Raw genomic sequence first — 23,679 nt, forward strand, 5'->3', positions numbered from 1 at the left:
GCTCGATCTGATCAGGTTCGGCTTCACGCCTTCGCGGTTTTCCGCTTGGGCCGCAGCACGTGGACATGGTCCGCGTCATAAAGGGCGCTGTCGCGGAAATCCTGATCCGGCTTCAAGGCGTGTCCGACAAAGACAAGCGCCGTACGGGTGATCTTTGCCGCGCGGACCTTTTCGGCAATGGTGGAAAGGGTGCCGTGAATGAAGGACTGGTCCGGCCAACCCACACGGTAGGCAACAATCACCGGGCAGTCCGATCCGTAATGCGGGGCCAGCTGCCGCTCGATTTCCCGCAAGTTTCGGATCGAGAGATGGATTGCGAGGGTCGCCCCGCTCTTGCCCAGTGTGTCGAGGTCTTCGTTGTTCGGCATGGCCGAGCTTTTCATGGCCGTGCGCGTGACGATGATCGTCTGGGCAACTTCCGGGATCGTGAGTTCCGTCTTGAGGGCCGCAGCAGCGGCTGCAAAGGCGGGAACACCGGGGGTAACGTCATAGTCGATGCCCAAGGCGTCGAGACGGCGCATCTGTTCGGCCGTCGCGCCATAGATCGACGGGTCGCCGGAATGAACACGGGCCACATTCTGACCCTTTTCATGGGCGTCCTTGATTTCGGCAATGATCTCGTCGAGCGTCATGGGCGCCGTGTCGATGACACGGGCACCTTCCGGCGCAGCGGCCACGATCTGTTCAGGCACCAGCGATCCGGCATAAAGGCAAACCGGGCAGGACTGGATCAGTTTCAGGCCGCGCACGGTGATGAGATCAGGATCGCCGGGACCGGCTCCGATGAAATGAACGGTCATTCTGCAGCTCCTTGCAGCTGGTCCTTTGGGGCGTCGATGCGCTTGGCATAGCCGCGCGGCGTGTAGACAAACGGCTTGCCGTCGCCGCGCAACACGGCTTTGGAATTGGACGACCCGACAAGGACTGTGGTCAGCATGTCCACTTCATCCACTGTCAACTTGCCCAGCGTGGTGACACGCACGGTTTCTTCCAGGCGGCCGAGATTGACGCCAAGCACGACCGGGGTGGTTTCCGGCCGGTGTTTCAGCAGGATTTCGCGCGCAGCCGCCAATTGGGATCGGCGGCGTTTGGACACCGGATTGTAGAAGGCGACAACGAAGTCGCCGCTAGCTGCCGCATGAAGACGCTTTTCGATCGCTTCCCATGGGGTGAGCAGGTCCGATAGGGATATCGCACAAAAGTCATGGCCAAGCGGCGCGCCGATACGAGCCGAAGCTGCCTGCAGGGCGGAAATGCCGGGGGCGTTTGTCACGCTGATCCGGCGCGCTGCATCAGATACACCGCCGTTCGCCTCGTCGCGGTCCAGCAGTTCATAGACCAATGCACCCATTGCGTAGATGCCCGCATCCCCTGACGAAATCAGCGCAACATTCTTGCCCTTGCCCGCTTCCTCCAAGGCAAACCGCACCCGATCCTCTTCCGCGCCAAGCGGGAAGTTGTGATGGGTCTTGCCCTTGATGTGGGTGGACACGATGTCGAGATAGAGCGAATAGCCGACAACATCTTCTGCCTGGGACAGGAGACGTGTTGCCTGCGGCGTACGCCACTCATCGGCCCCGGGGCCAATGCCGATGACCGAAAGGTGACCACGTGCCCGGCCAACGGATGTTGGATCAACCGGACTGGGCGCGCGAGCGATCGCGCAGGTCGCATTGGCCGTCTTCTGCTTTTCGACGACCAGCTCGCCATCGGGTCCAACAGCTGCGAGAGCAGCGCCTTCGCTAACGCCGTGGCAGCCGACTTCTTCAAAGACGACGTTTGACGGATTTTTCAGACGCGGCGTTTCCGCCTCCAGCGTCGCTGCATCAAAGACACGGAACGGAACTCTGAGATGATCGCTGAGTGCGGTCATCGCGGCCTCGTCGGCCTTGAGGTCAATGCTGGTCACGCAGGCAATTGCGCCTTTGGCTAAGCCGCTTTCGGAAATCTGACCATCTACAAGATCGATGAGTTCCTGCGGATCGCAGCCGCGGGCACAACCGACGCCAACCACGTGCGTCTGCGGATGATAGACCAGCCGCGTCGGCGATCCTTCATCTGCGCGCTCTGTGACGGCAAGGCTGATGGCGGCATCATCGGCGACAGGAAAGCCGGCGGAGGAGAGCCAGTCCGACGTTCCCTCAATCCAGACGGATGCGCCGGAGAGGATCTCCGCCATCACCGGTTTCGCATCTTCCGGATTGGCCAGCACCAGCCCTTGCGGCGGCGCATCGAGCGCAATTCCAAAGGCACTGTCGCCTGCAGTGGTGATTGCCGCGTGGCCATCAAGAATACCTGAGATGTCGCGGGCTAGATCATTTGCACCCCGGTGTCCGCCCAAAAGCGGCACCACGCTTTTCCCATCCTCGGACAGGGCAAGAACCGGCGGCTCGGTGCGCTTGTCGGAGAGGACAGGAGCAAGAGCCCTGATCAGGATGCCGCTGGCGCAAATGCCGATGATCGGGTGTCCTGCGGCAAACAGCAGGCGAATATGGTCCAGAGTCTCGTTGAAAAGCGTGTCCGCTTCACGAATGCGACCGGCAAGCCCATGGATTGCTGCCCCCGGAAGGGCAGCCTCAAGGCGGCGGGCCGTTGGAAGACCGGCTTCGTTCAGGACGAGAAGGATGGGGGAAGCGTCCACGCTTCGTCTCCCTTGTAGATGAGGATCATGGAAAAATAGGGGGCCTTTTCAGCGGGCACATTGGCCAGCCGGAAGACCCGTTGTTCTGGAAGGCTGGCCCGTTCCACATAGCCTGCCTTGTCCAGCAGGCCCATGTCATCAAGAAGAGCTCTGAGCCGGGGCAGATGGCGGCCAACTTTCATGATGGCAATGGCTTGCGAGTTTTCGATACGGGGGCGCAGCTCCGTGTCGTCCAGCGGGCCGGGCAAAACCGTCAGAACGTCGGTCCGGCTGGTGAGCGGGCGCCGCAACTGAGCGGCGCAGGCTGTGAGCGACGTGACACCCGGAACGATCTCGCAGGGGAAACGGTCGGACAGACGCTCGAACAGATACATGAAGGAGCCGTAGAAGAACGGGTCGCCCTCGCAGAGCGTGACAACATCTTGCCCCGAGGCGAGAACCTCGGCGATTTCCAAGGCGGCCTTGTCATAGATCTCCTGCGCCGGAAAACGGTCGACCCGCATGGGCACCACAATCGGGATTTCACGAGCGTCTGCCGGAATGACATGTGCCGCGATGGAGCGGGCAAAGCTCTCACCGGAATCCGGGGCCGGATAGGCAATCACCCGGGCCGAGGAAATCAGCCGGTGCGCCTTCAGCGTCATCAGTTCCGGATCGCCGGGGCCAAGGCCCACGCCATAGAGCGTTCCCGTCATGGTTTTACAAAACTCCATTGTGTGACCGGCATGAGTGGTCGCCAGCCGGTCAACCCGCCAACAGCGCTTGCGCGATGGACAGAAAGCCGGGTCAGCTCACCGCCAAACTCCTGCCAGGCTTGCTGAAGCACCGCTTCGCCCTCCAGTGTCACCGCGTTGGCGACCAGCCGTCCGCCGGACTTCAGAGCCTTGTGGCAGGTTTGAACGAGGCCATCTGTCGTCAAACCGCCACCGATGAAGATCGCATCCGGCGCAGGCAGGCCGTCCAGACCGTCCGGGGCAGCGGTATTGCGCACATCAAACTGGGGAACACCGAGTTCAAGCGCATTTAGATCTGCCATCTGACGACGCTCGTCATGCGGCTCAAGACCAATGGCCTTTCCGCGAGGCGATGCCCGCAGCCATTCGATCCCGACGGACCCGCACCCGGCACCGATATCCCAGAGTGTTGCTCCGGGGTGGGGCTGAAGAGCGGCCAGCGTGACAGCGCGGATTTCGCGCTTGGTCATCTTGCCGTCGTGATGAAAGGCATCATCGGCTAGGCCAGGCGTCTGGTGCAGGAACCTTGCCCCGGCAAGCGGTTTCAGCTCGATGGCCAGCGTGTGAAAATCGGCTACGTCTTCCCGCCAGCCTTCTGCAGAACCTTCCACGATCCGCTCTGCGTCTCCGCCCATATGCTCCAGAACAGTCATGCGAGAGGGGCCGTATCCGGCATCCGTCAATATATCGGCAACCCGCGCAGGAGTTTCGCTGTTGCTGGTCAAGGCAAGAATACGCGCGCCCGGATAAAGCACCGTCTTCAAGGTTTCCACCGGGCGACCGTGCAGGGAAATGCAGTCGCAGTCTTGCACCGCCCAGCCAAGGCGACTGGCTGCCAGCTGGAAGGCGGAGAGGGAAGGCAGCACGCGCATCTCGGATGCCGGAAAATGCCTTGCCAGTGTCGAACCAATTCCGAACCATTGCGGGTCGCCGGTCGCCAGAATGGCAACCTTTTGTCCGCGAAGCGCTTTTAGATGGTCATAAACCGCGGAGAACGGGCTTGGCCATGTTCGCTGTTCGCCGGAAACAGGACCAATCAGCTCGAAATGCCGTGCCCCGCCATAGATGACATTTGCCGTTGAAAGCAGATGTCGGGCGGCAGACGAAAGCGAGCCATCCTCGCCAATGCCGATGAGGCTCAACCATTTTCCGGACGTCATGATTTCCGCTCCAGATTGAACGGTTTAATGGCGGGTTTTGTAGCGAGTTCTTCTGTCTTGCCTTCAGAGGAAGGTTGAACGCCGCGTTTTCCGCGGGACTTGTGATGGGCTTTCGGGTCCTCGCCGGGCGCGGCAGGTGTTCCGCCATGGGAGCGGAAACCGTAGGACTTGAGCGGCTTGCCGGTCTTGATGGACTTTCTCTCGCTCATGCACGTTCCTCCGGCAAGCCCGCTGCAAGCGCATTCACGGCGGCCGCTGCAATGGCTGATCCGCCGCGCCGTCCTTTCAGCGCCAGAAAGGGCAAATCAAGCATGTTGGCGGCTAGGGCGTCCTTGGACTCCGCCGCGCCAACGAACCCCACCGGAAAACCCAAAACCGCGGCAGGTTTCGGCGCACCCTTTTCGATCATTTCCAGAAGATGGAAGAGCGCAGTTGGGGCATTGCCGATGGCAACCACGGCGCCATCCAGATGCGCGCGCCAATGTTCAACAGCCGCGGCAGACCGGGTGGTTCCGATCGACTGCGCAAGTGCCGGCACGTCTTCCCGATTGAGGGTGCAGATGACCTGATTGTTTGCAGGCAGGTGCCTTGGAATGATCCCGTGCACCACCATCTCCACATCGCAGAGCACAGGCGCGCCCTTCGTCAATGCATCATGTGCGATTTCGGCTACCCCGTCAGACCACATCAGGTCATGGGGAATATCCGTCATCCCGCAGGCATGGATCAGGCGAACCGCCACTGGCTGCAGGGCCGGTGGCAGGATGCCAAGATCAGCTTCGGCCCGGACGATCGAAAAGGACTGCCGGTAAATCGCGGCAGGATCCTTTTCATACGCAAATGAGCCGGTGCCCGCGTCGTCCGATATCACCCGTTCTTGTCCATTGACTTGGGTCCAAGCGGGTGATCCGCATGGGGGTAAGGGTGATGATGGTGATCGTGCCCATGCCCGTGATCATGCGAATGCCCGTGATCATGCGAATGCCCGTGATCATGCGAATGAACGTGATGATGCCCATGATCGTGCGAATGGCCGTGGTCATGCCCGTGGTCATGATGGTGATGATCATGGCTGTGGTGATCATGCCCGTGCCCGTGCCCGTGCCCGTGATGGTCATGGTGATGATGATGACCGCCCTTGCGCACTTCCTTCTCGCAGGCCCCGGTGCAGATCTCGTCGCACAGCTTGCATTCCGCTTCCGCGCCAAGACCTTCCACATGATGGTGGTGGCTTTCCTGCGCCAGGCCGATTTCTGCCTCAAAGCCAAGCACCTGCTCGCGGTACTTGCACATCTGGCAGTTCATCAGGTTCTGGCCTTCCAGAATCTCGGTCACCCGGTCCGCCATCGTGTCAATCACTTGCGGGTGGTCGTTGAGATAGCCTGCCTTAAGGAACTCGATCTCCGGGTGAGCGGCGGCAACTTCATCTGTCGCTGTATAGATCCGCTGCACCAGAACGCCGGTGAAGAGGAAGTAGGGGAAGACGATAATGCGCTTGTAACCAAGTTTGGCTGCATGCTCGAGGCCCGGTGTTACAAGCGGAAAGGTGACACCGGAGTAGCAGGTTTCTGCCCATCCAAAGCCGAACCCTTCCCAAAGGAGGCGGGTGATTTTGGCCACGTTGGAATTGGCATCGGGATCCGACGCTCCGCGTCCGACAACCATCAACAAGGTTTCATGCAGCGGAATGTCGCTCTCGGCAGCGTCAATGGCTTCCTGAATGCGTGCCCCGGCGGCGCGCACCATGCGCATGTCGACGGCAAGTTCGCGGCCATAGGTGATCTTCATACCCGGGTTCTGGGCCTGATAGGTATTCAGGACAGAAGGAATGTCGTTCTTGGCATGACCAGCGGCAAAGAGCATGCCCGGCACAGCCAGAACATGCGTGCAGCCCTTGTCCTTAAGCTTGTCGAGGCCGTCCTTGATGACCGGATTGGCAAATTCAAGATAGCCATATTCAACAGGCCAGCCGGGAAAACGGGCCGTCAGCCCCTCGGCCAATTGAGCGAACTGCTTCACGGCGCCCTTGTTGCGGCTGCCGTGACCACAGATCATCAGGCCGAGTTTCTCGCCCGTGTGTCTGTAACTCATTGGGCTGCCTCGGTGTCCGCATCTGCAGTTTCGCCTTCCGGCTTTTCATCCTGCTTCTTGCGGGTCTTCGTGGCGACGATGGCTGCGACTGCAGCAGCAGCGGCCAGTGCGCCCATGGCAATCCAGTGCGAATGGCCGGCAAGTTCGCCGACATGCCCTGCATGGGCATGGGCAAAACCTGGCAAAAGGGCAGCTGCGGCCATGGTGGCCAGACCGGTTACGTTTTTCAAAGGTGTCTCTCCCTGCTCATTCCGGCTCACGGAGAGCCGGTCGCATCACATGGTTCAAGTGGAGGCCCGGCAGGAGAGAAAGCGGGCACAGCTGACCTGCGGCACATTGCAGGAAGCAGAACCTGTGACAGCTCCGGAGTTGGTCCCCGAATTGGGTCAACCTCAGCCAGAATCGCTTTCAGTCCCTCAAGGGACGCCGTCGAATTCCGGCAACCTAGAGAACGGAGCCTGCTGGATCAAGCACGAAAACGACATGGAAAGGCAGCGGTGCGGTAAGCGGGCTCGCCAGCGCGCCTTTCCCGGCGAAATGCCTATTGCACGGCCCAGGCTGCGGCATCTTCGCGCGTGCCGATCATGGCCAGCCCCTTTGCGACGGAGGTCAGCTCTTCACCGCCCGACAAACGGCTCGCTCCAAACCGGGTCTCGAACTGTCGGCGCAAGGCCGGAACGAAGGAGGTGCCGCCGGTCATGAAAACATGATCGATATCTCCATCTGTAAGACCAGCTTCCTGAATGGTCTTGTCGAGGGCCTGATCCATGCGTTGAAGGTCCGGAGCGATCCACTCCTCGAAGTCGCTGCGGGAAACCGTTGCGACAAAATCTTTTCCAAGAGGCGCAAATCTGAGTTCCGCCTGATCCTCGCTGGAGAGGGCGGCCTTGGTCGTCGAAACAGACTTGAACAGGGGGTAACCCTGATCTTCCTCGACCAGCTCGATGAACAGCTCGATCTTTTCCTGATCATCGCAGTAGCGCAGCAGCTTCTTCAGTTCCTTGTAGTCATTGGAGGTCTTGAAGATCGACAACAGGTGCCAGCGCGCGAAGTTGGTGAAGAGGTTCGGCGGAACCTCCAGTGTTTTGCCCATACTGGAATAGGTCGTGCCCTTGCCGATTTCCGGAAGGATGACCTTTTCCAGAATGCGGTAGTCGAAAGTGTCTCCGGCAATGCCGACACCGCCGCGCCCCAGCGGATCTGCAGACAGGACATCGCCCTCCTTGCGGAATCGCATCAGGGAGTAGTCGGTCGTGCCACCGCCAAAATCGGCGACAAGAACAGTTGCGTCCTTCTCCAGCCGATCGGCAAAGGAAAACGCCGCACCAACGGGTTCATAGACAAAGAGCACGTCTTCCACGCCGAGGCGGTTCAGTGTCTCGCGGTAACGGGCCATGGCAAGTGTCTCGTCGGGAACATTGCCAGCAAAGACCACTGGCCGCCCGACGACGACGCGGGTGCCTTGTGGAAACAGGGGCGCACCATGATGGTCCCCTGCCTTGCGCAGGAAGGTTTCCATCAGGTCCTCAAACTCAAAACGTGTCCCGAAGACGCCGGTGCCATTGAATAGGCTGCTGGCGACGAAGGTCTTCAGCGACTGGATGAACCGCACGTCGTCCAGGCTTTCCAGAAAGGCACGAATGGCCCAGGGACCAATGGCTGCCTCCGGGCGCCGTTGCGGGCCGCGGTCAATGAAACTGAGCACCGTTGGAAGGCTCGCAAAAGCCTCGTCTCCAGCGCCAAGCTGGACCGGAGTAAGGGTGCGTTCGCTGTTCCCGCTCACCATCACCGTGTTGGACGTTCCAAAATCGAGTCCGAGGGCCAGCGCCATTTTGATTTCTCCAAGAAATGAGCGCACACCCGCCAGGCAAGGTGGCAGGCCGCGGGAAATTCAGGATGTGTCCAGAAACGGGGACGGCGTTCCTAGACTGATTGCAGGCAAAGGGCAATTGTCTTTTCCTGAAAATTCCTTCGGTAGCGAACGTGAATTCGCTCGCCTTCATGTTGCAGGCGGTTTTCGTTTTGGCTAGTCAGCTGCATCCAGAGAGGATGAGGGTGCGGTCTCCGTGACAGGTGCAGGCAAAAAATGGCGGTCGATTGCAGGAGCGTTGCTCCTGTTGCCGATGCTGTTGTCTGCTGTCATCCCGCAGGGCTTCATGCCCACAACGACAGAAGATGGCTACATTTCTGTCACACTTTGTACGACCGAGGGCTTGCGCACCGTTCTTTTGAACGAAGAAGGCGCCGAGGTCTCTCCGGCAAAGGGGCAGGACCTCCCGGAGAACCAGAGGCGAGCGGGCGAGCACTGCCTGTTTGCTGCAACTGTCGCACTGTCCCTGCCCGAACAGGTTCGGTTCCAGGCCCCTCTGGAACTGGTTTCTGTTTCCCTCGAACAGCTGACTGATTTCGATCTTTCTCCGCAGGGCCCGATCCTGCCGATAGGTGCCCGCGCACCACCTGCCTCCGCCTGATCTCAAACAATCCCAGAATGAAAACAGGTTTTCGGGACCGGAGCTGTCATATATGCGCCGAGTGTCCCGACATGGAGACAAACAATGGCACCCCAAGAGCTGCCTGCGCAGTCGGCTGCGCCCACCAAGGACATGTTCTATCGCGCTGCATGGCGTTGGCATTTTTACGCGGGGCTTTTCGTTGCCCCGTTCATGATCATCCTCGCCGTAACGGGCATGATGATGATGTATATCGGCTATTTCGATGGCCGGGACGGCGAGAAGATCACTGTTCCGGTCGGCGTGGAACGGCTGGCAGTCTCGGAGCAGGCTGCCGCCGCGCTCGCCTCTATCCAGGACAGTTCTCTGGTGGAGTGGCTGAAGCCGCGAACCGATGCGAATGTTTCTGTCTTCCGTGTCCGCCATGGAGACTTTCAGTCCATGGTTGCGGTCGATCCCTATACCGGGGACGTAGTTGATACCTGGGTTCGCCGGGACGGCTGGTACGACTTTGCCGACGGCATCCACAGTGACCTGCTTCTGGGAACAACGGGGGACCGCATTCTGGAGATAGCTGCCGGTTTCGGCATCGTGCTTGTGATCACGGGGCTCTATCTCTGGTGGCCGAGAGATCGCGGACTGCTGCGATCCCTTCTTCCGGATCTTTCGAAACATGGACGTGAGAAATGGCGCGAGCTCCACGCGTCTTTCGGGATTTTGGTCTCTGTCTTCCTGATCTTGTTTCTGATTACCGGCATGTCGTGGACCGGTATCTGGGGCAGCAAGCTTGCTCAGGCGTGGAGCACCTTCCCGGCGGAAAAATGGAACAATGTGCCCCTTTCCGACGACACCCATGCCAGCATGAACCACGGCAACCTGTCGGATGTCCCATGGGCGCTTGAGCAGACCCCAATGCCGGCTTCCGGCTCGGATGTTGGTGTGACCGGGACGCCTGCTGGTCAGCCGGTAAACATTGATACTGTCGCGGCTCTGGCAGGCCAGTTAGGATTTGATGCAAGGTTCCGGGTCGCCTATCCACGCGGTTCAACCGGGGTCTGGACAATCAATCAGGATACAATGAGTGCTGACGCGGAAGACCCGTTTGCTGACAAGACTGTTCATGTCGACAAGTATACCGGCAAGGTTCTGGCGGATGTCCGCTTTGCCGACTATTCGCTGGCCGGCAAGTCCATGGCGGTCGGCATTCCCATGCATATGGGGCTGATGGGGCTCTGGAACCTTGTGCTCAACACGCTGATCTGCCTTGTCGTGATCTTCCTGTCGATCAGTGGTTTGGTCATGTGGTGGGTCCGCCGACCGAAGGGAAGTGCGCTTCGGGTCTTTGCGCCAAAGACACCGGAAAACCTGCCGCACTGGCGCGGTGCGATGATCGTGATGCTGTTTGTTGCAATGGCATTCCCGCTTGTCGGCATCACGCTGATCGTGGTCCTCACACTGGACTATCTGATTGTCAAACGCGTGCCGGCGCTGCGCCGGGCTTTCGCATGATTTGACGACTGCACGGCCAAGGAAGGGCGCGGGACATCCCGCGTCTTTTCGGTGGTCATGCGAGGGCATGTCGCTCGCGGGCCGGTTTGCCGTCGCAAGTGCCTTGTAACGCGCGCCAGGAAAGGGCTCTATAGTTAGGAAAGACCATTGGAGGGCGCCATGACACAGTCACTCGTATTCACCGTTCTTGCCTCTGATCGCCCCGGCCTCGTGGAGCGTTTGGCAAAACTGATTGCCGATGTTGACGGCAATTGGGTGGAAAGTTCCATGGCCCGGCTTGGCGGCGAGTTCGCCGGTATCGTGAGCGCCGACATTCCCGATGACGCCGTGGATCAGCTGAAGGGCCAGCTTGCTGGGCTCTCTGACCAGGGGATCACGGTTTCCATCCGTTCGGAAGGAGCTGCAGCGGAAGAGGCGACGGGTACACGGGCCCATCTTGAAATCACGTCTCAGGACCATCCTGGAATTCTACGGGACGTCACCCAGGTTCTCGCCCGCCATCAGGTCAGCATCGAGCAACTGGAAACCTCTGTCGAACAGGGTTCGATGCAGGGTGGCGCCATGTTCCGCGCGTTTGCCGAGCTGCGTCTGCCAGACGGTGTGACACCTGAAATGCTCAGCGAAGCCCTGCACGAAACCGCAGGCGACCTGATTGCGGATATTCATCCGGCAGAGTGACACTCATAAAAAAGGGCGGCGTGAAATCACGCCGCCCTTTCTCGAATCCACAGCGTGCCCGGGTTACATCGTCATCACGATGCGACCGTTGATATCTCCGGCGCGCATCTTATCAAAGATGGCGTTGATATTGTCGAGCTTGTCTTCCGAGTAATGTGAGGCGACCTTGCCTTCCGCGGCGAACTGAAGGGATTCCATCAAATCATTGCGGGTCCCCACGATCGATCCGCGAATGGTCTTGCGTGTGAGCACCGTGTCGAAGATCGGCAACGGAAAGTCCCCCGGCGGCAGGCCGACCAGAGACATCGTACCCCGGCGCCCCAGCATGCCGAAGGCCTGACTGAAGGATTTGGGCGAAACGGCTGTCACCAGTGCGCCTTCCGCACCACCACCTTTTTGCACTTCTGCGACCGGATCGACTTCTGCCGCATTGATGGTCATGTCAGCGCCGAGGTCACGGGCGAGCTTCAGCTTGCTGTCTGCAATATCCACGGCAATGACGTGAAGGCCCATAGCCTTGGCATATTGGACAGCAAGATGGCCGAGACCACCAATCCCGGAAATGACAACCGTGTCGCCCGGACGGGTATCGGTTTCCTTCAGGCCCTTGTAGACAGTCACCCCCGCGCACAGGATCGGCGCGGCAGGGGCAAAACCCAGATTATCCGGCAGGCGTCCGACGTAGTTGGGATCGGCCAGAACATATTCCGCAAATCCGCCGTTCACGCTGTATCCGGTGTTTTGCTGGTCGCCGCACAGGGTTTCCCAACCGCCAACGCAGTGGCGGCAATGGCCGCAGGCCGTGTGAAGCCACGGAACGCCGACGCGGTCACCTTCCTTGACGGACGTAACCCCTTGGCCGACTTCGCACACGAAGCCTACACCCTCATGGCCGGGAATGAAGGGCGGATTGGGCTTGACCGGCCAGTCTCCTTCGGCTGCGTGAAGGTCGGTGTGGCATACGCCACAAGCCTCGATCTTCACGACGATCTTGCCGGGCGTGGCGGTCGGCCTTTTGACAGCGGAAACATCGAGCGGTGCACCAAAGGCGCGCACCACAGCCGCTTTCATTTCGTTGGGCATCAATTGCTCCAATGTCGATAAAAAACACGCGGGCACACTGCTCAACCAGAGCGAGATAGGCAATACGCACCACACCGTATGAAGAAGCACGCAGTAACAGGATTACATGTCGATACGTCAGGAGATTTCCGCTATTCGAAAACCGACGAATTTTGCGCGAATGGGAACGCGCTTTGGGAAATGACGACATGATCCGGTTTTCAGCAAATCTCGGCTTTCTCTGGACAGAATTGCCGCTTGTCCAAGCCATTTCCGCGGCCAAGGCAAACGGGTTCGAGGCCGTGGAAGTCCACTGGCCGTATGATGTGCCTGCTGAAGACCTGAATGGCGCACTTGCGAAAGCGGATATCCCGTTGCTCTGCCTCAACACCCGGCCCGGCAATCGGGAGGCGGGCGAGTTCGGTCTTGCTGCCCTGCCCGGAAGGGAGGCCGAAGCGCGTGCGGCCATTGACGAGGCTTTGGACTATGCGCGAGCGGTAAATGCCCGATATGTGCATGTCATGGCAGGATTGGGAGAGGGGCTCTTTGCCCACAACACCTTTGTCGCAAATCTTGACCACGCGTTGAACAGGGCGAGCGACCTGGGGCTCACCATTTTGATCGAGCCGATCAACCACCTGGATGTTCCCGGATACTTTCTGGGCTCCTTCGTGCAGGCGGCGGACATTATCGTGGCGTTCGATTCTCCCAATCTGAAGATGATGTTCGATTGCTATCACGCGGAAAAGTCAGGAGAAGACATTCAGGAGATCCTTCCTGAGCTCCTTCATCTGATCAGGCACATACAGTTCGCATCGCCCGAGGGACGAGCTGCACCAAAGCTCGATGATCCGTGGTTTCAGGGCATTCTGGAAACCCTCGAAACGGTCGGTTGGGGTCAGCCGATCGGTGCCGAATACAAGACGAATGGCGCGACTGAAGAGACGCTGGGTTGGATGGGGTGCAGGACATCAGTTCAGGATCGCAGTTGAAACCCTTTCCGAAGTATATTCGAGTAGCTTTCTGTTACTAAAGGTTTGTTGCAGATAGGTCATATGCATTGAATCCATAGGCGCGATAGCCTTCTTTCTTTCTCTCCCAAAAGCGATATTCCCGGCCCGGCCAAAAGGTCGCAACGTATCCCGGTCTTTTGGAGAGACAACATGAAAAGCCATGCCCTTTTTCTCGGGCTGTCCCTTGGGTTGAGTGCTGCAGTTTCGGCCAGTGCCGTTCAAGCAGGCGAGTGCCCGCCTGAACACGTTCTCACTGAAGCGCGCAAAATTGACAGCATCCCCAGCTCCAAACTGACGCGGCAGGTTCTTGCAAATGTTCGCCTGGAGGGCTGGCGCGACATGGGTGCATTCATCTTGAGAATGCGCCGCCTTGAATTGCAGCCGGGCGGATTTGTACCGACACACTCTCATGGCGACCGACCGTCCATTGTCTATGTCGTCAAGGGAACGGTGATTGAGCACAGCAGCTATTGCGCAGTGCCGATTGAGCATGTCGCAGGCGATGTTACGCCGGAGTTTGGTGCAGGGCACGCCCACTGGTGGGAGAACAAGGGTGACGAAGTTGTCACTTTCATCTCAACCGACGTGCTGCCCTACAACAGCCCGAACGAACCCTTTGTAGGGTTTGAGAAATAGGGTCTGAGGAAATATTGAAATGACACTTGCAGGAAAAACTGCCGTCGTTACCGGCTCTTCAAGCGGTATCGGCCTTGGAATTGCTGAAGGTTTTGCTCGCGCGGGCCTGAACATCATGATGAACGGCATCGAACCTGCCGACGCAGTCGAGGCCGAACGGGCCCGACTGGAGGCTCTTGGCGGCAAGGTCCTCTATACGTCGGCAAACCTGATGGATCCGGCTGAAGTGCGCGGTCTGGTCAAGGCGGCTGAAGACGCCTTCGGCGGTGTCGATATTCTCGTCAACAATGCCGGGATCCAGCATGTTGCGCCGGTCGAGGACTTTCCGGAAGGCAAGTGGGATGCGATTATTGCCCTGAACCTTTCGAGCAGCTTCCATGCCATCAAGGCCGTGGTTCCGGGGATGAAGGCCCGCGGCTGGGGACGGATCATCAACATCGCTTCGGCCCATGGCCTTGTCGCGTCCCCCTTCAAATCGGCATATGTCGCTGCAAAGCATGGCATTGTCGGGCTGACTAAAACCGTGGCTCTCGAGACGGCTGAAGTCGGTATCACCGTCAATGCAATCTGTCCTGGATACGTGCTCACACCGCTTGTTGAGAAACAGATCCCGGATACGGCGAAAGCGCGTGGGATTTCCGAAGAAGCCGTCAAACGGGACGTCTTGCTGGCCGCACAGCCCACGAAGCAATTTGTCACCGTAGAGCAGCTGGCAGGGACTGCCCTGTTCCTGTGTTCCGACGATGCCGCCTCTATCACCGGTTCCGCCATCCCGGTCGAGGGTGGCTGGGTTGCTCATTGAGTTTGGCGCTGAAGGAACATCTCATGGCTAAACGCTCCACTATCGAAAAAACGGTTAATCTGGCTTTGCAAGGGGGCGGGGCGCATGGTGCCTTTACCTGGGGCGTGCTGGACAAGCTGTTCGAAGATGACCGGATCTGGGTCCAGTCGATCTCGGGCACATCTGCTGGCGCGATGAATGCGGTTGTCGCGGCTCAGGGCATGTATGACGGCGGCGCTATCAGTGCCCGGAAAGCGCTGCGCAATTTCTGGAAAGATGTCAGCGATGCCGGCCGGCTCAGCCCGATGAAGCGGACGCCAATTGATCTTGTCTTCGGACAATGGAGTCTGGATTATTCGCCCGGCTATCTGATGATGGACCTGATGAACAGGCTGGCATCGCCCTATGACACCAATATCTTCAACTATAACCCGTTAAGGGCGCTGGTCGAAAAGCACGTCGATTTCAATCAGGTTGGCGTGGAAGATGACAATTTCACACTATTTGTGTCGGCAACGGACGTAGAAACCGGTCGTGCGCGGATTTTCCGCCGCGCGGAGCTGTCTGTGGATGTCATCCTGGCGTCCGCGTGTCTGCCGTACATGTTCCGCGCGGTGGAGATCGACGGGCGCCATTACTGGGACGGCGGGTTCATGGGCAACCCCGTTCTTTCGCCTTTTGCCGAATCCAGTCCGGTGGATGATATCGTCATTGTGCAGATCAATCCGATTGTACGCGAGGGAATTCCGGTAACCGCGCGCGAGATCCTGAACCGGGTAAACGAAATCAGCTTCAACGCGTCCCTCTTGCGCGATTTACGCGCGATCCATGAAAAGAACGTGTTGATCGATAGTGGCGAACTTAGTGCCGAGCGGCACCGGCGGATGCGTGTCCATATGATCGAAGCGCGAAAGCGGATGATCCCATTGGGTGCGTCTTCCAAGCTCAACACGGAATGGGCTTTCCTTGAGCACCTGTTCGATATCGGACGGGATGCCGCAGGAACCTGGCTCTCCCGTCACTATGATGATCTGGAAAAACGCGAAACGCTGAGGCTCGACGAGATGTTTGCCAACGCTGGTGGCACATCGAGCGGATCCTATCCGGACTTCTAGGAAAGCATGATGGCAAGCGATTTCGGAGCATCCATTCTCATGGGGGCAACGCCCGCCCTCGATCAGGTTCCCCGTGAAAAGCGTCAGGAAGTCGTAACGAGGGCGCTTGTCATAGCCCTCATCGCCTTTCTCACCCTGATCGATCTTTTCGGCTCCCAGGCCTTGTTGCCTACACTGGTGGCCCATTACGGGGTATCGCCTGCCATCATGGGGTTTGCTGTCAATGCCAGTACATTCGGTATGGCAATCGCCGGATTGATTGTGGCGCTGTTTGCATCGGTCATCGACCGTAAACTGGCGATCTGGATGAGCCTTGCCCTGCTTTCAATTCCCACATTCTTGCTGGGTCTCACGCAGGACCTGACGACGTTCACCGTGTTGCGGGTCGTACAGGGTTTCTTCATGTCAGCAGCGTTCACGCTTACCCTGACATATTTGTCGGAAGTGTGCACGGTAACTGCCGCGAGCGGTGCGATGGCCGCCTATATCACTGGCAATGTAGCGTCAAACCTGTTTGGCAGGCTCCTTGCCGCCGGTATTGCCGACAATATCGGACTGTCCGAAAGCTTTTTCACCTTCTCGGCTCTGAACCTGTTCGGCGCAGGCTTGGCCATCTTGTATCTGGGCCTGCGCGATGGACCACGAGGCGAAAGTCAGACAGTCAGGTTGTCTGTCTGGCAGGCGTGGGTGGATCACATTTCCAATCCGAAGCTTCGTGCCAGCTTCGGCATCGGATTCATCATCCTTTTTGCGTTCGTCGGAACGTTCACTTATGTCAATTTCGTATTGGCAGAAGGTCCATTCAGCCTGCCTCAGGCGACGATCGGCCTCATATATTTCGTTTTCCTGCCGGCGATGCTGACCACGCCCATTGCTGGGAGCATTTCACGAAAATATGGTGCGCGTGCGGTATTCTGGTCTTCCATTTTCCTGAGCATGGCTGGCCTCATCATGCTCCTGACGCCGCATCTGGCGATCGTCCTGCTTGGCCTGGCTCTTATTGGAATTGGGCTTTTCTTTGGGCAGGCTGCCGCGACCGGATACGTTGGACGCACGGCAACTCACAGTCACGCTGCCGCCAATGGCCTTTATCTCACCAGCTACTATGTCGGCGGTTTGGTCGGCGCTTTTGTGCTTGGTCAGGTTTATGTCCTGTCGGGTTGGGCTGCAGTCGTGCTGGTTCTCGTGGCGGTACTTGCCGTGGCCCTGGTGCTGGGGCGCGATTTGAAAGAAGGAACGTAGTCGCTCTGCTGGCCGCAAATACCCGTTACCTTTGCCCTCACTTCAAGACGTCGCATTAGACATCGAACAAAGTGCGCTCAAAAAATATGTCCCTAGTCGGGGTGAGGCCTTTCAGCTGCCGCCAATGCTGCGGACAGCGTCTGTTGCAGCTTTTTCATGGTGTAGGGTTTGCGCAAGGTCGCATAGACATTCGGGTCCTGAAAGGCCTTTGATTGCGCCTCTTCGGCAAAGCCGGTGACGATGACCGCCATGACTTGCGGGTCAATCTGCTTCATTTCGGCCAAAGCCTGTGCTCCGTCCTTGTTCGGCATGTTGATATCGAGAAGGACAAGGTGGATGTCATGCCTGTGCAGGGAGAAAACCCGAACGGCGTCCTCACCGTCAACCGCTGTCAGAACCCTGTGCCCCAGTGCGCTCAGTATCGACGCGCCGACATCTCTCAGGTCCTCTTCATCCTCAACCAGAAGGATCGTTGCCGAGCGTTTTGAATCTGACAATGGCGAAAGAGTAACGATCTCCGGTTTGCCCGGTTGTACGGTTTCAGCGACACTTGGAAGAAGGATGGTGAACGTGGTGCCCTTGTTGACCTGCGTTGTAACGAAAATTGCACCATGGTGATCCTGAACGGTACCAAGTGCCGCAGCTAGCCCAAGCCCCGTGCCTTCAGAGTTCGATTTGGTTGTGAAAAACGGGTCGAAGATGCGTGGCACCAGTAGGGAGGCAATACCTGTACCGGTGTCCGCAATCCGGATCCTGACATGATCGCCGGTACGCAGATCGAAATTCGGGTGTTTCTGGATGTCTCGGCGCGACAGATTGCAATTGTCTATCGTGATATCGAGAGAACCGCCGTCCGGCATGGCCTGTATGGCATTCAACCCGATATTCATGAAGACCGCCTGCAGGCTGCTGGCATTGCCAAGCGCGTGGGTGTTTGTGGCGTTGTTCTGGAAGGAAACGCTGATACGCCGGTCAATCGTGTTCTTCAGGAGTTCGAGCGTGTCCTCGACGATGTCGCCGAGGTCGACTTCCGATAGCGAATATTCCGCAACCCGTGCAAAGGCAGTCAGCTTTTCTATCAGCTCCGAAGACTGTTCCGCGGCCCGTATAATTTGGCTGACAAGCCGTTTGGTCCGGTCAGAAAACTTGTCGCTGTCATGCAGTTCGATCAATTCAACGGCACCAAGGATCGCTGCAAGGCTGTTGTTGAAATCATGGGCAATTCCGCCTGCAAGCTGACCGATTGCCTGCATCTTCTCGCTCGTGCTGATGCGTCGCTCGCGCAAATAGTCATCGGTCACATCCCGGAACACAAGAACAACACCAACGATCTGGCCGATGGCATCACGGATGGGTGCCCCGGAGTCGGTGATTTGATATTCGGTGCCATTTCTGGACAGCAGGGCCGTGTGGTTGGCGAGGCCGACGATATTGCCAGCCTCAAGCACACGATCAACAGGACTGGGCACCACTTCGCCGGTCTGGCTGTTGCGGATGACAAACACTTCATTGAGGTGTCGTCCAACAGCCTCGGCGGCTCGCCAACCCGTCAGACTTTCGGCGATCGGGTTCATCCGGGTAACTCGCCCAAGACGGTCCGTTGCAATCACGGCATCCCCGATCGAGTTCAAGGTGATGCGCAGATTTTCCTCGCTGATCCTGAGAGCCTTTTCCGTTTGATATCGGCTGTGAATATTCGCAATGCAGACGATAACCAGCGAGACCGAGCCATCGATTTCGACCAGCGGCGCGTAGGTGACCGAAATCATCTGCTCGCCGACGTCTGTCGCGTAAAGCATGTCGAATGATATGGTCGCACCCTTGAAAGCCTCTGCAAGCCGTCCCTGGACAATGGGCCAGTTCACGGGCCCGACCAGTTCCTCAACATGCTTTCCGGCCTGGAGATCCTGTTCGGTTATGTTGCGAAGGTTGCGAAAGGCAATATTGGCGGAAAGCACCCGGTAGTCGGGGCCGACGCCACACACGGCTACGGGAATATTGTCCAGAAGAACCTGCATCTCTGCCTGCGTGGCCGCCAGGTTACGAATGGTCGGATGCAGGATACTGCGCCATGCAAACAGGATGATTGCCAGAAAGACGACCATGCTGGCAGCAAAGATCTGCCAGATCTTGCGGACTGTGCGACCGCGGATGTCTTCCAGGAGATTGGAGCGCTGGAAAACCGGGTCCAGCACCTGACCGCTCTGGATGGAAAACACAAACTGGATGCTCCAGTGCGAGAAATTCGTTCGAATGAGCGGCTCCGGAGCTTCTGCCGCTTCCGACAACCGATTGAACAGCTCCCCGGAAACAAACAGGGATGCCATCCGGTCTTCTTCTTCGTCGGTCGTAACGAGAAGAGTGCGATAGGAGCGGCTGTCTTGCAGAAGCAACTTGATCTGGCCCTGCAGTTCTCTTTGCCGTTCCAGATTTTGCCCAAGGCTATGCTGCACCCGCTTGATCACCGAGATGGGGGTCGCATCCCCGGTCTTGGGATCAAGCAGGTAGTCAAGGATGCTCGTGGTTCTGCGCCACTGGTTTGCTTCCTGAAGAGTGAGGATGGAGGCGCTGCTGACCGATTGGTAGGCTTGGAAGACCCACAAGGCCAGAGCTGCGCTGAGAATGGCAAACACAGCGATTGCAAGAATGGACAGGTCTGCTGCTCTGCGTGAGGAAAACATGCCGGCCATTCTTGCAGGGTGAACTTTCGCGGTCCGATTGGCGGCATTTCCCGTATTTGTCATTGAGGTCGGTCGCTATCTTGGTGCGTCGACAGCGCCCTGAGTGAGGCGATCGTTTCCTCAACAGCAGTTTCGATAGAGAGTTCCGGGGCCTCCCAAAGGGTAAGGCTTACTCCCGCAATGATGTCCATGGATTGGGTCCATTCCCGCGAACTCAGCAGAAACTTGTGCTCCGCCTTGTCCCACTTGCGGATAGATTGCTGCGAACATGTATTCAAAAGCGACGTGTCCACGTTCCGATAGGCCGGGATCCCCCCCTTGCGAACAATGTAGTTTCGGTTGTGTTCACCTGTGCCGACGATCTCGGTGAAAATATCCTGTCCCACGATTTCATCCGGTTCAATGGTGTTTGTCAGCGCAATCGTGTCGAGTGACCAGAGAACGTAGGTGTTTCCCGGAGGGAGATCGCAGGTGAAGTTTCCGTCTTCCGGCAAGAGAGGGGAGGAGAAATCACCCAGAACATTGGCAAGCGACTTTCCTTCCACGACCTTTCCCACAGCGTCATTCCAGGCAAGATCTTCCATATCCGTGTTCGCGTAATCCTTCAGGGCCCTGAACACCCTGTAAGCCTCGGCAAGATTCGCACGATGGCTATCCTTTGTCATATCCTGTGAAATGAGTTGGACGAACTCGTCCGGTTCGAATTTCTCGACGAGAATGGACCCGATCAGGAAGCGGACCTGCCATCTCTGGTCTGACATGCTGATGGCATCGTATCCGGCTGCCTTGGCTTTGCGGGCGATATCGAGAAACTCTTCCCAAGTAGCGGGGTGGTGGTCCGAGAGTTGCCTGAGAATGGTCTCGTTGTAGATAATGTGGTTTTGCAGGTGAATTCCTATGGGGAGAAGCGACAGGTTTTCCTCGTCGTATCTCACGACATCCAACACTTCCTGTCGGATAATCTTGCCAAAGTCGATGGACCCATTGCGGAAGGGGATCGACCGGAAAGTGCCCTGACTGATCAAAACGGATACAGCGTCGTTCCCACCGATCCAAAAGACACCTGTCGGAGCGGCGAAAAGCGCAAGGCGCTCGGCATAGGCCCGTCTTACGCCGATAAAATTGGTCTGCACCGCGTGTTCCGACCAGAATACGCCGCGTTGCTTGACCGGCTCTACAAACGCGTTCAACGCATATGCTTCTTCGGGAGTCGCCCACAGGTGAAGTAGTTCAAATCGCGGCGGTTTGTTGTCCGCGGAAGCCGGATTATTCCCACTCAGAAGAGCAGTGCATGTAAGGAAAAGTACCCAAAATATTGTATTGACTTGAAGCATCGTAACGCCAGAATGTAGGGATGTAGGCAGCTAGGTTATTTGTAAAATAAACGAGCCTCAACATGCAAAAATTACTTATAATGGAGGCGTAGAGGTTGCAGTAAAACAATCGGTAATTGCATTTTTCTTCCTGTGCGGGATGAATGCAATTTTAAAGGGGGATGTTCCAATTGGTTCCGATTGCCGCTAGAGTCGTCGGGCATACTCTGCTTGCATGAGCCAATCGAATATGGACCTCTTCAAATTTGCTTGGAGATACGAAAGAACGGCGGCGCCAAATCGCCTAGCGTCTGCCAGCTTGGTGTTCCATAAGGTACCTGACAGGTGTTGCAGCTACTCGAGTGAGGCGCGATCCCGACTATGATAAAAAAAGATGTCGCTGCGGCAATTTTAATGGAAAAGATTGTCCGAGATGTTTATTCGAACAAAGGCTCCAGAGAGGTGCAGCCATTGCAATGGTCGATACTGCGCTATCTGGAAAGAGCATCAGCGAACAGCAGCGATCTGACCTCGATCGCGAGGTTTCTGGGGCTGACACTTTCTCCGGTGAGCCGGGCGGTTCAGACCCTGGAACGACGGGGGCTGGTGACGAAGCGACCGGATCCGCAATCGGGACGGGCTGTAGTTGTTTCCTTGTCCAGTGAAGGGCTCGCAACTTTGGAAGCGGATCCGATTTTGAAGATTGCGAAAAAAATTAATGTCTTGCCGGAAGATGAGCGGGAGCAGTTCCGAAATGCGCTCCGTTCATTGTGGCTCTTGGCAGACATGGAAAACGGGGATGCCGATGGCGCAGATTTTGCTCATCGATGATGACGCCGATCTGGTGGAATTGTTTGCGGATATGCTTAGCCATGACGGCTTTGAGGTCCAGACCGCTCAAACGTTTCAGGCGGCGATCGAAATGATCCGCAATGGCTATGTTCCCGATGCCATGGTGGTTGACTTCTGGATCGGGAATGAAGATCCGACGGCATTTCTTGATGCAGTGCGTGCGGATTATCCGGAAATTCCGTTCCTTGTGATTTCCGGAGGGCGTGACGCCCTGTCGCTCGAAATGACACAGGCCGTGGCCGACATAAGTGGCGCAATTGTATTTCTGCAAAAGCCATTCCGGCGAGCGGAATTGACCGGCGCCCTGACCAATGTGCTCGCCATGGACAAAACCGCCTGAACCAAGGCGCAAGCGTTTCCGACTTTTTAGAGCCTGTTCACCTCCTTTTGCGGAAAGGCGGGGAGCAGGCTTTTTGTTCCTCCGCGGCATAACCAATGTTCGGTATTTATGCGAATCTTTTGCCTTGACTTCATTTGCTATTAGCAATAGAAAATAGACATCGGAAACAAGACAGGGATAACGGGGGCTTCCGAGTGCGTTTGCCTTGATTGCCAAGGCGGACGAAACAAGAAAAACGGGGCATTCTGTTATAAAATTTGTCGGCCGATCCATACCGGAAAGAGCGAAACGCCATCCGGTCATAGCCAGATTTGCGTGGCCCCATCACGTGGCAAATCAGCTTCCAGATTGAAAAGGCCGCCGGCGGCGGCCTTTTTTATTGCCAATGGCAGTCCATCGGATTGGCTCTATAGAATTGAAATTTATTGCAAAACCTGCTCTGCGGGCTAAGGTACCGCGGCGCCGGTTTAAGGCTGAGTCTCAAGGCTCTTCCGGACTTGGCGCAAACGGGCAACAGACGATGGGAAGTCGCGGCATTGACCAACCATGAGGGCAGGGCATCCGATGGCATAGTGCGGTCATTGGAAGGCAGGATTGTAAGCGGCGAATTGCCAGATGGTCGCCCTTTGCCGCCGGAAAGAAATCTGATGCTGGAATACGGGACCAGCCGAACTGTTGTTCGGGAGGCGGTTCTTGCCCTTGCAAGCAGGGGTCTGGTTGAGGCCCGACCACGTCACCGACCCGTCGTGAGAAAACCTGGACCTGACACTGCCCTCAAAGCACTCGAAAGCACTGTCAGCCATCTGCTTGAGGCCGAAGACGGGCTGAAACACCTGTTTCGATCACGGATATTGATCGAGCAGGGGCTTGTGCAACATGCCGCAACCCGTGCCCGCTCGGAACAGGTAGCGGAACTGGAGGCAGCCCTGCAAGCCAATGAGGCTGCCATCGGTCAGTCGGAGAGATTTTACGAGACCGACAAGACTTTTCATGAAGTCCTCTACAAGATGCCGGGAAACCCGATCTGGCCTGCCGTTTACACGCTTTATCTGACGTGGCTGTTTCCCAAATGGCTCAAAATGCCGGACGACACAGCACGCAATGAACAAAATCACAGGGCCCACAAGTCGATTGTGGATGCCGTGAAAAGCCAGGATCCTCAGGCGGCATCAAATGCCCTGACGGCTCACCTTGAAGCTGCTTGGCAGCAATTGGAAACGTCGGGCGAAGCTTCAGCTGATCGTGCCAGGTAGCGAGACCTGCCCAGCATGTCAGGATACGCCGCAGAGCGGGGGCTGCCGGCTGCTCCTCATTGTGAACCTCGAGGACTTTGCTTAGCCGTCAAAACAATGTCTACTTTTGGCTCTGACCAGGCCAACTG

Annotated in this window: 23 protein-coding genes; 11 read left to right on the plus strand and 12 right to left on the minus strand. The window is 57.4% G+C overall.

Annotation, left to right across the window (positions count from 1 at the left end):
- Positions 1-23 precede the first annotated feature (23 nt).
- From cobM to F0155_RS15080, 9 genes are all read right to left on the minus strand, one after another.
- Positions 24-800 (minus strand): precorrin-4 C(11)-methyltransferase, encoded by a 777-nt coding sequence (gene cobM, locus F0155_RS15040; RefSeq protein WP_150525355.1) that lies wholly within the window; start codon positions 798-800, stop codon positions 24-26.
- The gene (cobJ, locus tag F0155_RS15045) at positions 797-2,641 is read right to left on the minus strand and encodes a precorrin-3B C(17)-methyltransferase (protein ID WP_150525356.1); all 1,845 of its coding nucleotides are present in this window, start codon (positions 2,639-2,641) and stop codon (positions 797-799) included. Before cobJ ends, cobM begins: the two co-directional genes overlap by 4 nt.
- Entirely contained in the window at positions 2,611-3,336 is a 726-nt protein-coding gene (cobI, locus tag F0155_RS15050) for a precorrin-2 C(20)-methyltransferase (protein WP_192913822.1), read from the minus strand. Before cobI ends, cobJ begins: the two co-directional genes overlap by 31 nt.
- Positions 3,333-4,535: a precorrin-6y C5,15-methyltransferase (decarboxylating) subunit CbiE gene (gene cbiE, locus F0155_RS15055; protein WP_150525358.1), complete on the minus strand. Its 1,203-nt coding sequence runs from the start codon at positions 4,533-4,535 to the stop codon at positions 3,333-3,335. The genes cobI and cbiE overlap by 4 nt, the downstream gene beginning before the upstream one ends.
- Entirely contained in the window at positions 4,532-4,744 is a 213-nt protein-coding gene (locus tag F0155_RS15060; protein WP_150525359.1) for a hypothetical protein, read from the minus strand. Before F0155_RS15060 ends, cbiE begins: the two co-directional genes overlap by 4 nt.
- Complete coding sequence (locus F0155_RS15065) at positions 4,741-5,406, minus strand: precorrin-8X methylmutase (protein ID WP_150525360.1); 666 nt, start codon at positions 5,404-5,406, stop codon at positions 4,741-4,743. Before F0155_RS15065 ends, F0155_RS15060 begins: the two co-directional genes overlap by 4 nt.
- Positions 5,403-6,626, minus strand: a complete 1,224-nt coding sequence (locus tag F0155_RS15070) for a sirohydrochlorin chelatase (RefSeq protein ID WP_150525361.1) — start codon at positions 6,624-6,626, stop codon at positions 5,403-5,405. Before F0155_RS15070 ends, F0155_RS15065 begins: the two co-directional genes overlap by 4 nt.
- Positions 6,623-6,856: a DUF6732 family protein gene (locus F0155_RS15075; protein WP_208999299.1), complete on the minus strand. Its 234-nt coding sequence runs from the start codon at positions 6,854-6,856 to the stop codon at positions 6,623-6,625. Before F0155_RS15075 ends, F0155_RS15070 begins: the two co-directional genes overlap by 4 nt.
- A gap of 311 nt (positions 6,857-7,167) precedes the next feature.
- A complete protein-coding gene (locus tag F0155_RS15080; protein ID WP_150525362.1) occupies positions 7,168-8,457 on the minus strand; it encodes an Hsp70 family protein in 1,290 nt (429 codons plus the stop codon).
- 235 nt (positions 8,458-8,692) lie between these two features.
- Between F0155_RS15080 and F0155_RS15085 the strand changes: the two genes are divergently transcribed.
- From F0155_RS15085 to F0155_RS15095, 3 genes are all read left to right on the plus strand, one after another.
- Positions 8,693-9,097 (plus strand): DUF2946 family protein, encoded by a 405-nt coding sequence (locus tag F0155_RS15085; RefSeq protein WP_150525363.1) that lies wholly within the window; start codon positions 8,693-8,695, stop codon positions 9,095-9,097.
- 84 nt (positions 9,098-9,181) lie between these two features.
- A complete protein-coding gene (locus tag F0155_RS15090; RefSeq protein ID WP_150525364.1) occupies positions 9,182-10,585 on the plus strand; it encodes a PepSY-associated TM helix domain-containing protein in 1,404 nt (467 codons plus the stop codon).
- A 159-nt stretch (positions 10,586-10,744) separates the two neighbouring features.
- Entirely contained in the window at positions 10,745-11,263 is a 519-nt protein-coding gene (locus F0155_RS15095; protein ID WP_150525365.1) for a glycine cleavage system transcriptional repressor, read from the plus strand.
- Between the two features lie 63 nt (positions 11,264-11,326).
- Here F0155_RS15095 and adhP read toward each other — a convergent pair whose 3' ends face one another.
- Positions 11,327-12,346 (minus strand): alcohol dehydrogenase AdhP, encoded by a 1,020-nt coding sequence (gene adhP, locus F0155_RS15100; RefSeq protein WP_150525366.1) that lies wholly within the window; start codon positions 12,344-12,346, stop codon positions 11,327-11,329.
- 188 nt (positions 12,347-12,534) lie between these two features.
- On the opposite strand from adhP, the gene F0155_RS15105 reads away from it, so the two are divergent.
- The 5 genes from F0155_RS15105 to F0155_RS15125 all read left to right on the plus strand — a co-directional run bounded on the left by F0155_RS15105 (position 12,535) and on the right by F0155_RS15125 (position 17,112).
- Positions 12,535-13,317: a hydroxypyruvate isomerase family protein gene (locus F0155_RS15105; RefSeq protein WP_150525367.1), complete on the plus strand. Its 783-nt coding sequence runs from the start codon at positions 12,535-12,537 to the stop codon at positions 13,315-13,317.
- Positions 13,318-13,488: 171 nt separating this feature from the next.
- On the plus strand, positions 13,489-13,974 hold the full coding sequence (locus F0155_RS15110) for a cupin domain-containing protein (protein ID WP_150525368.1): 486 nt from the start codon (positions 13,489-13,491) through the stop codon (positions 13,972-13,974).
- A gap of 19 nt (positions 13,975-13,993) precedes the next feature.
- Entirely contained in the window at positions 13,994-14,776 is a 783-nt protein-coding gene (locus F0155_RS15115; RefSeq protein ID WP_150525369.1) for a 3-hydroxybutyrate dehydrogenase, read from the plus strand.
- Between the two features lie 23 nt (positions 14,777-14,799).
- Positions 14,800-15,870 carry a patatin-like phospholipase family protein gene (locus F0155_RS15120; protein WP_150525370.1) on the plus strand — a complete coding sequence of 357 codons (1,071 nt, stop codon included), beginning with the start codon at positions 14,800-14,802 and terminating at the stop codon, positions 15,868-15,870.
- A gap of 9 nt (positions 15,871-15,879) precedes the next feature.
- On the plus strand, positions 15,880-17,112 hold the full coding sequence (locus F0155_RS15125; protein WP_204934484.1) for an MFS transporter: 1,233 nt from the start codon (positions 15,880-15,882) through the stop codon (positions 17,110-17,112).
- Between the two features lie 92 nt (positions 17,113-17,204).
- On the opposite strand, the gene F0155_RS15130 is transcribed toward F0155_RS15125, so the two are convergent.
- Together F0155_RS15130 and F0155_RS15135 are read right to left on the minus strand one after the other, a co-directional pair.
- Positions 17,205-19,793, minus strand: coding sequence for a hybrid sensor histidine kinase/response regulator (locus F0155_RS15130; RefSeq protein ID WP_161599816.1), 2,589 nt, complete (start codon positions 19,791-19,793; stop codon positions 17,205-17,207).
- A gap of 59 nt (positions 19,794-19,852) precedes the next feature.
- Positions 19,853-20,983, minus strand: a complete 1,131-nt coding sequence (locus F0155_RS15135) for an extracellular solute-binding protein (RefSeq protein WP_161599817.1) — start codon at positions 20,981-20,983, stop codon at positions 19,853-19,855.
- A gap of 504 nt (positions 20,984-21,487) precedes the next feature.
- Between F0155_RS15135 and F0155_RS15140 the strand changes: the two genes are divergently transcribed.
- The 3 genes from F0155_RS15140 to F0155_RS15150 all read left to right on the plus strand — a co-directional run bounded on the left by F0155_RS15140 (position 21,488) and on the right by F0155_RS15150 (position 23,551).
- Positions 21,488-21,937, plus strand: a complete 450-nt coding sequence (locus F0155_RS15140; protein ID WP_150525374.1) for a MarR family winged helix-turn-helix transcriptional regulator — start codon at positions 21,488-21,490, stop codon at positions 21,935-21,937.
- On the plus strand, positions 21,912-22,298 hold the full coding sequence (locus F0155_RS15145) for a response regulator (protein WP_161599818.1): 387 nt from the start codon (positions 21,912-21,914) through the stop codon (positions 22,296-22,298). Before F0155_RS15140 ends, F0155_RS15145 begins: the two co-directional genes overlap by 26 nt.
- Before the next feature lie 536 nt (positions 22,299-22,834).
- Positions 22,835-23,551 (plus strand): FCD domain-containing protein, encoded by a 717-nt coding sequence (locus F0155_RS15150; RefSeq protein WP_150525376.1) that lies wholly within the window; start codon positions 22,835-22,837, stop codon positions 23,549-23,551.
- Positions 23,552-23,679: the final 128 nt, after the last annotated feature.

The sequence above is a fragment of the Roseibium sediminis genome, assembly GCF_008711325.1.
GTDB classification, from domain to species: Bacteria; Pseudomonadota; Alphaproteobacteria; order Rhizobiales; family Stappiaceae; genus Roseibium; species Roseibium sediminis.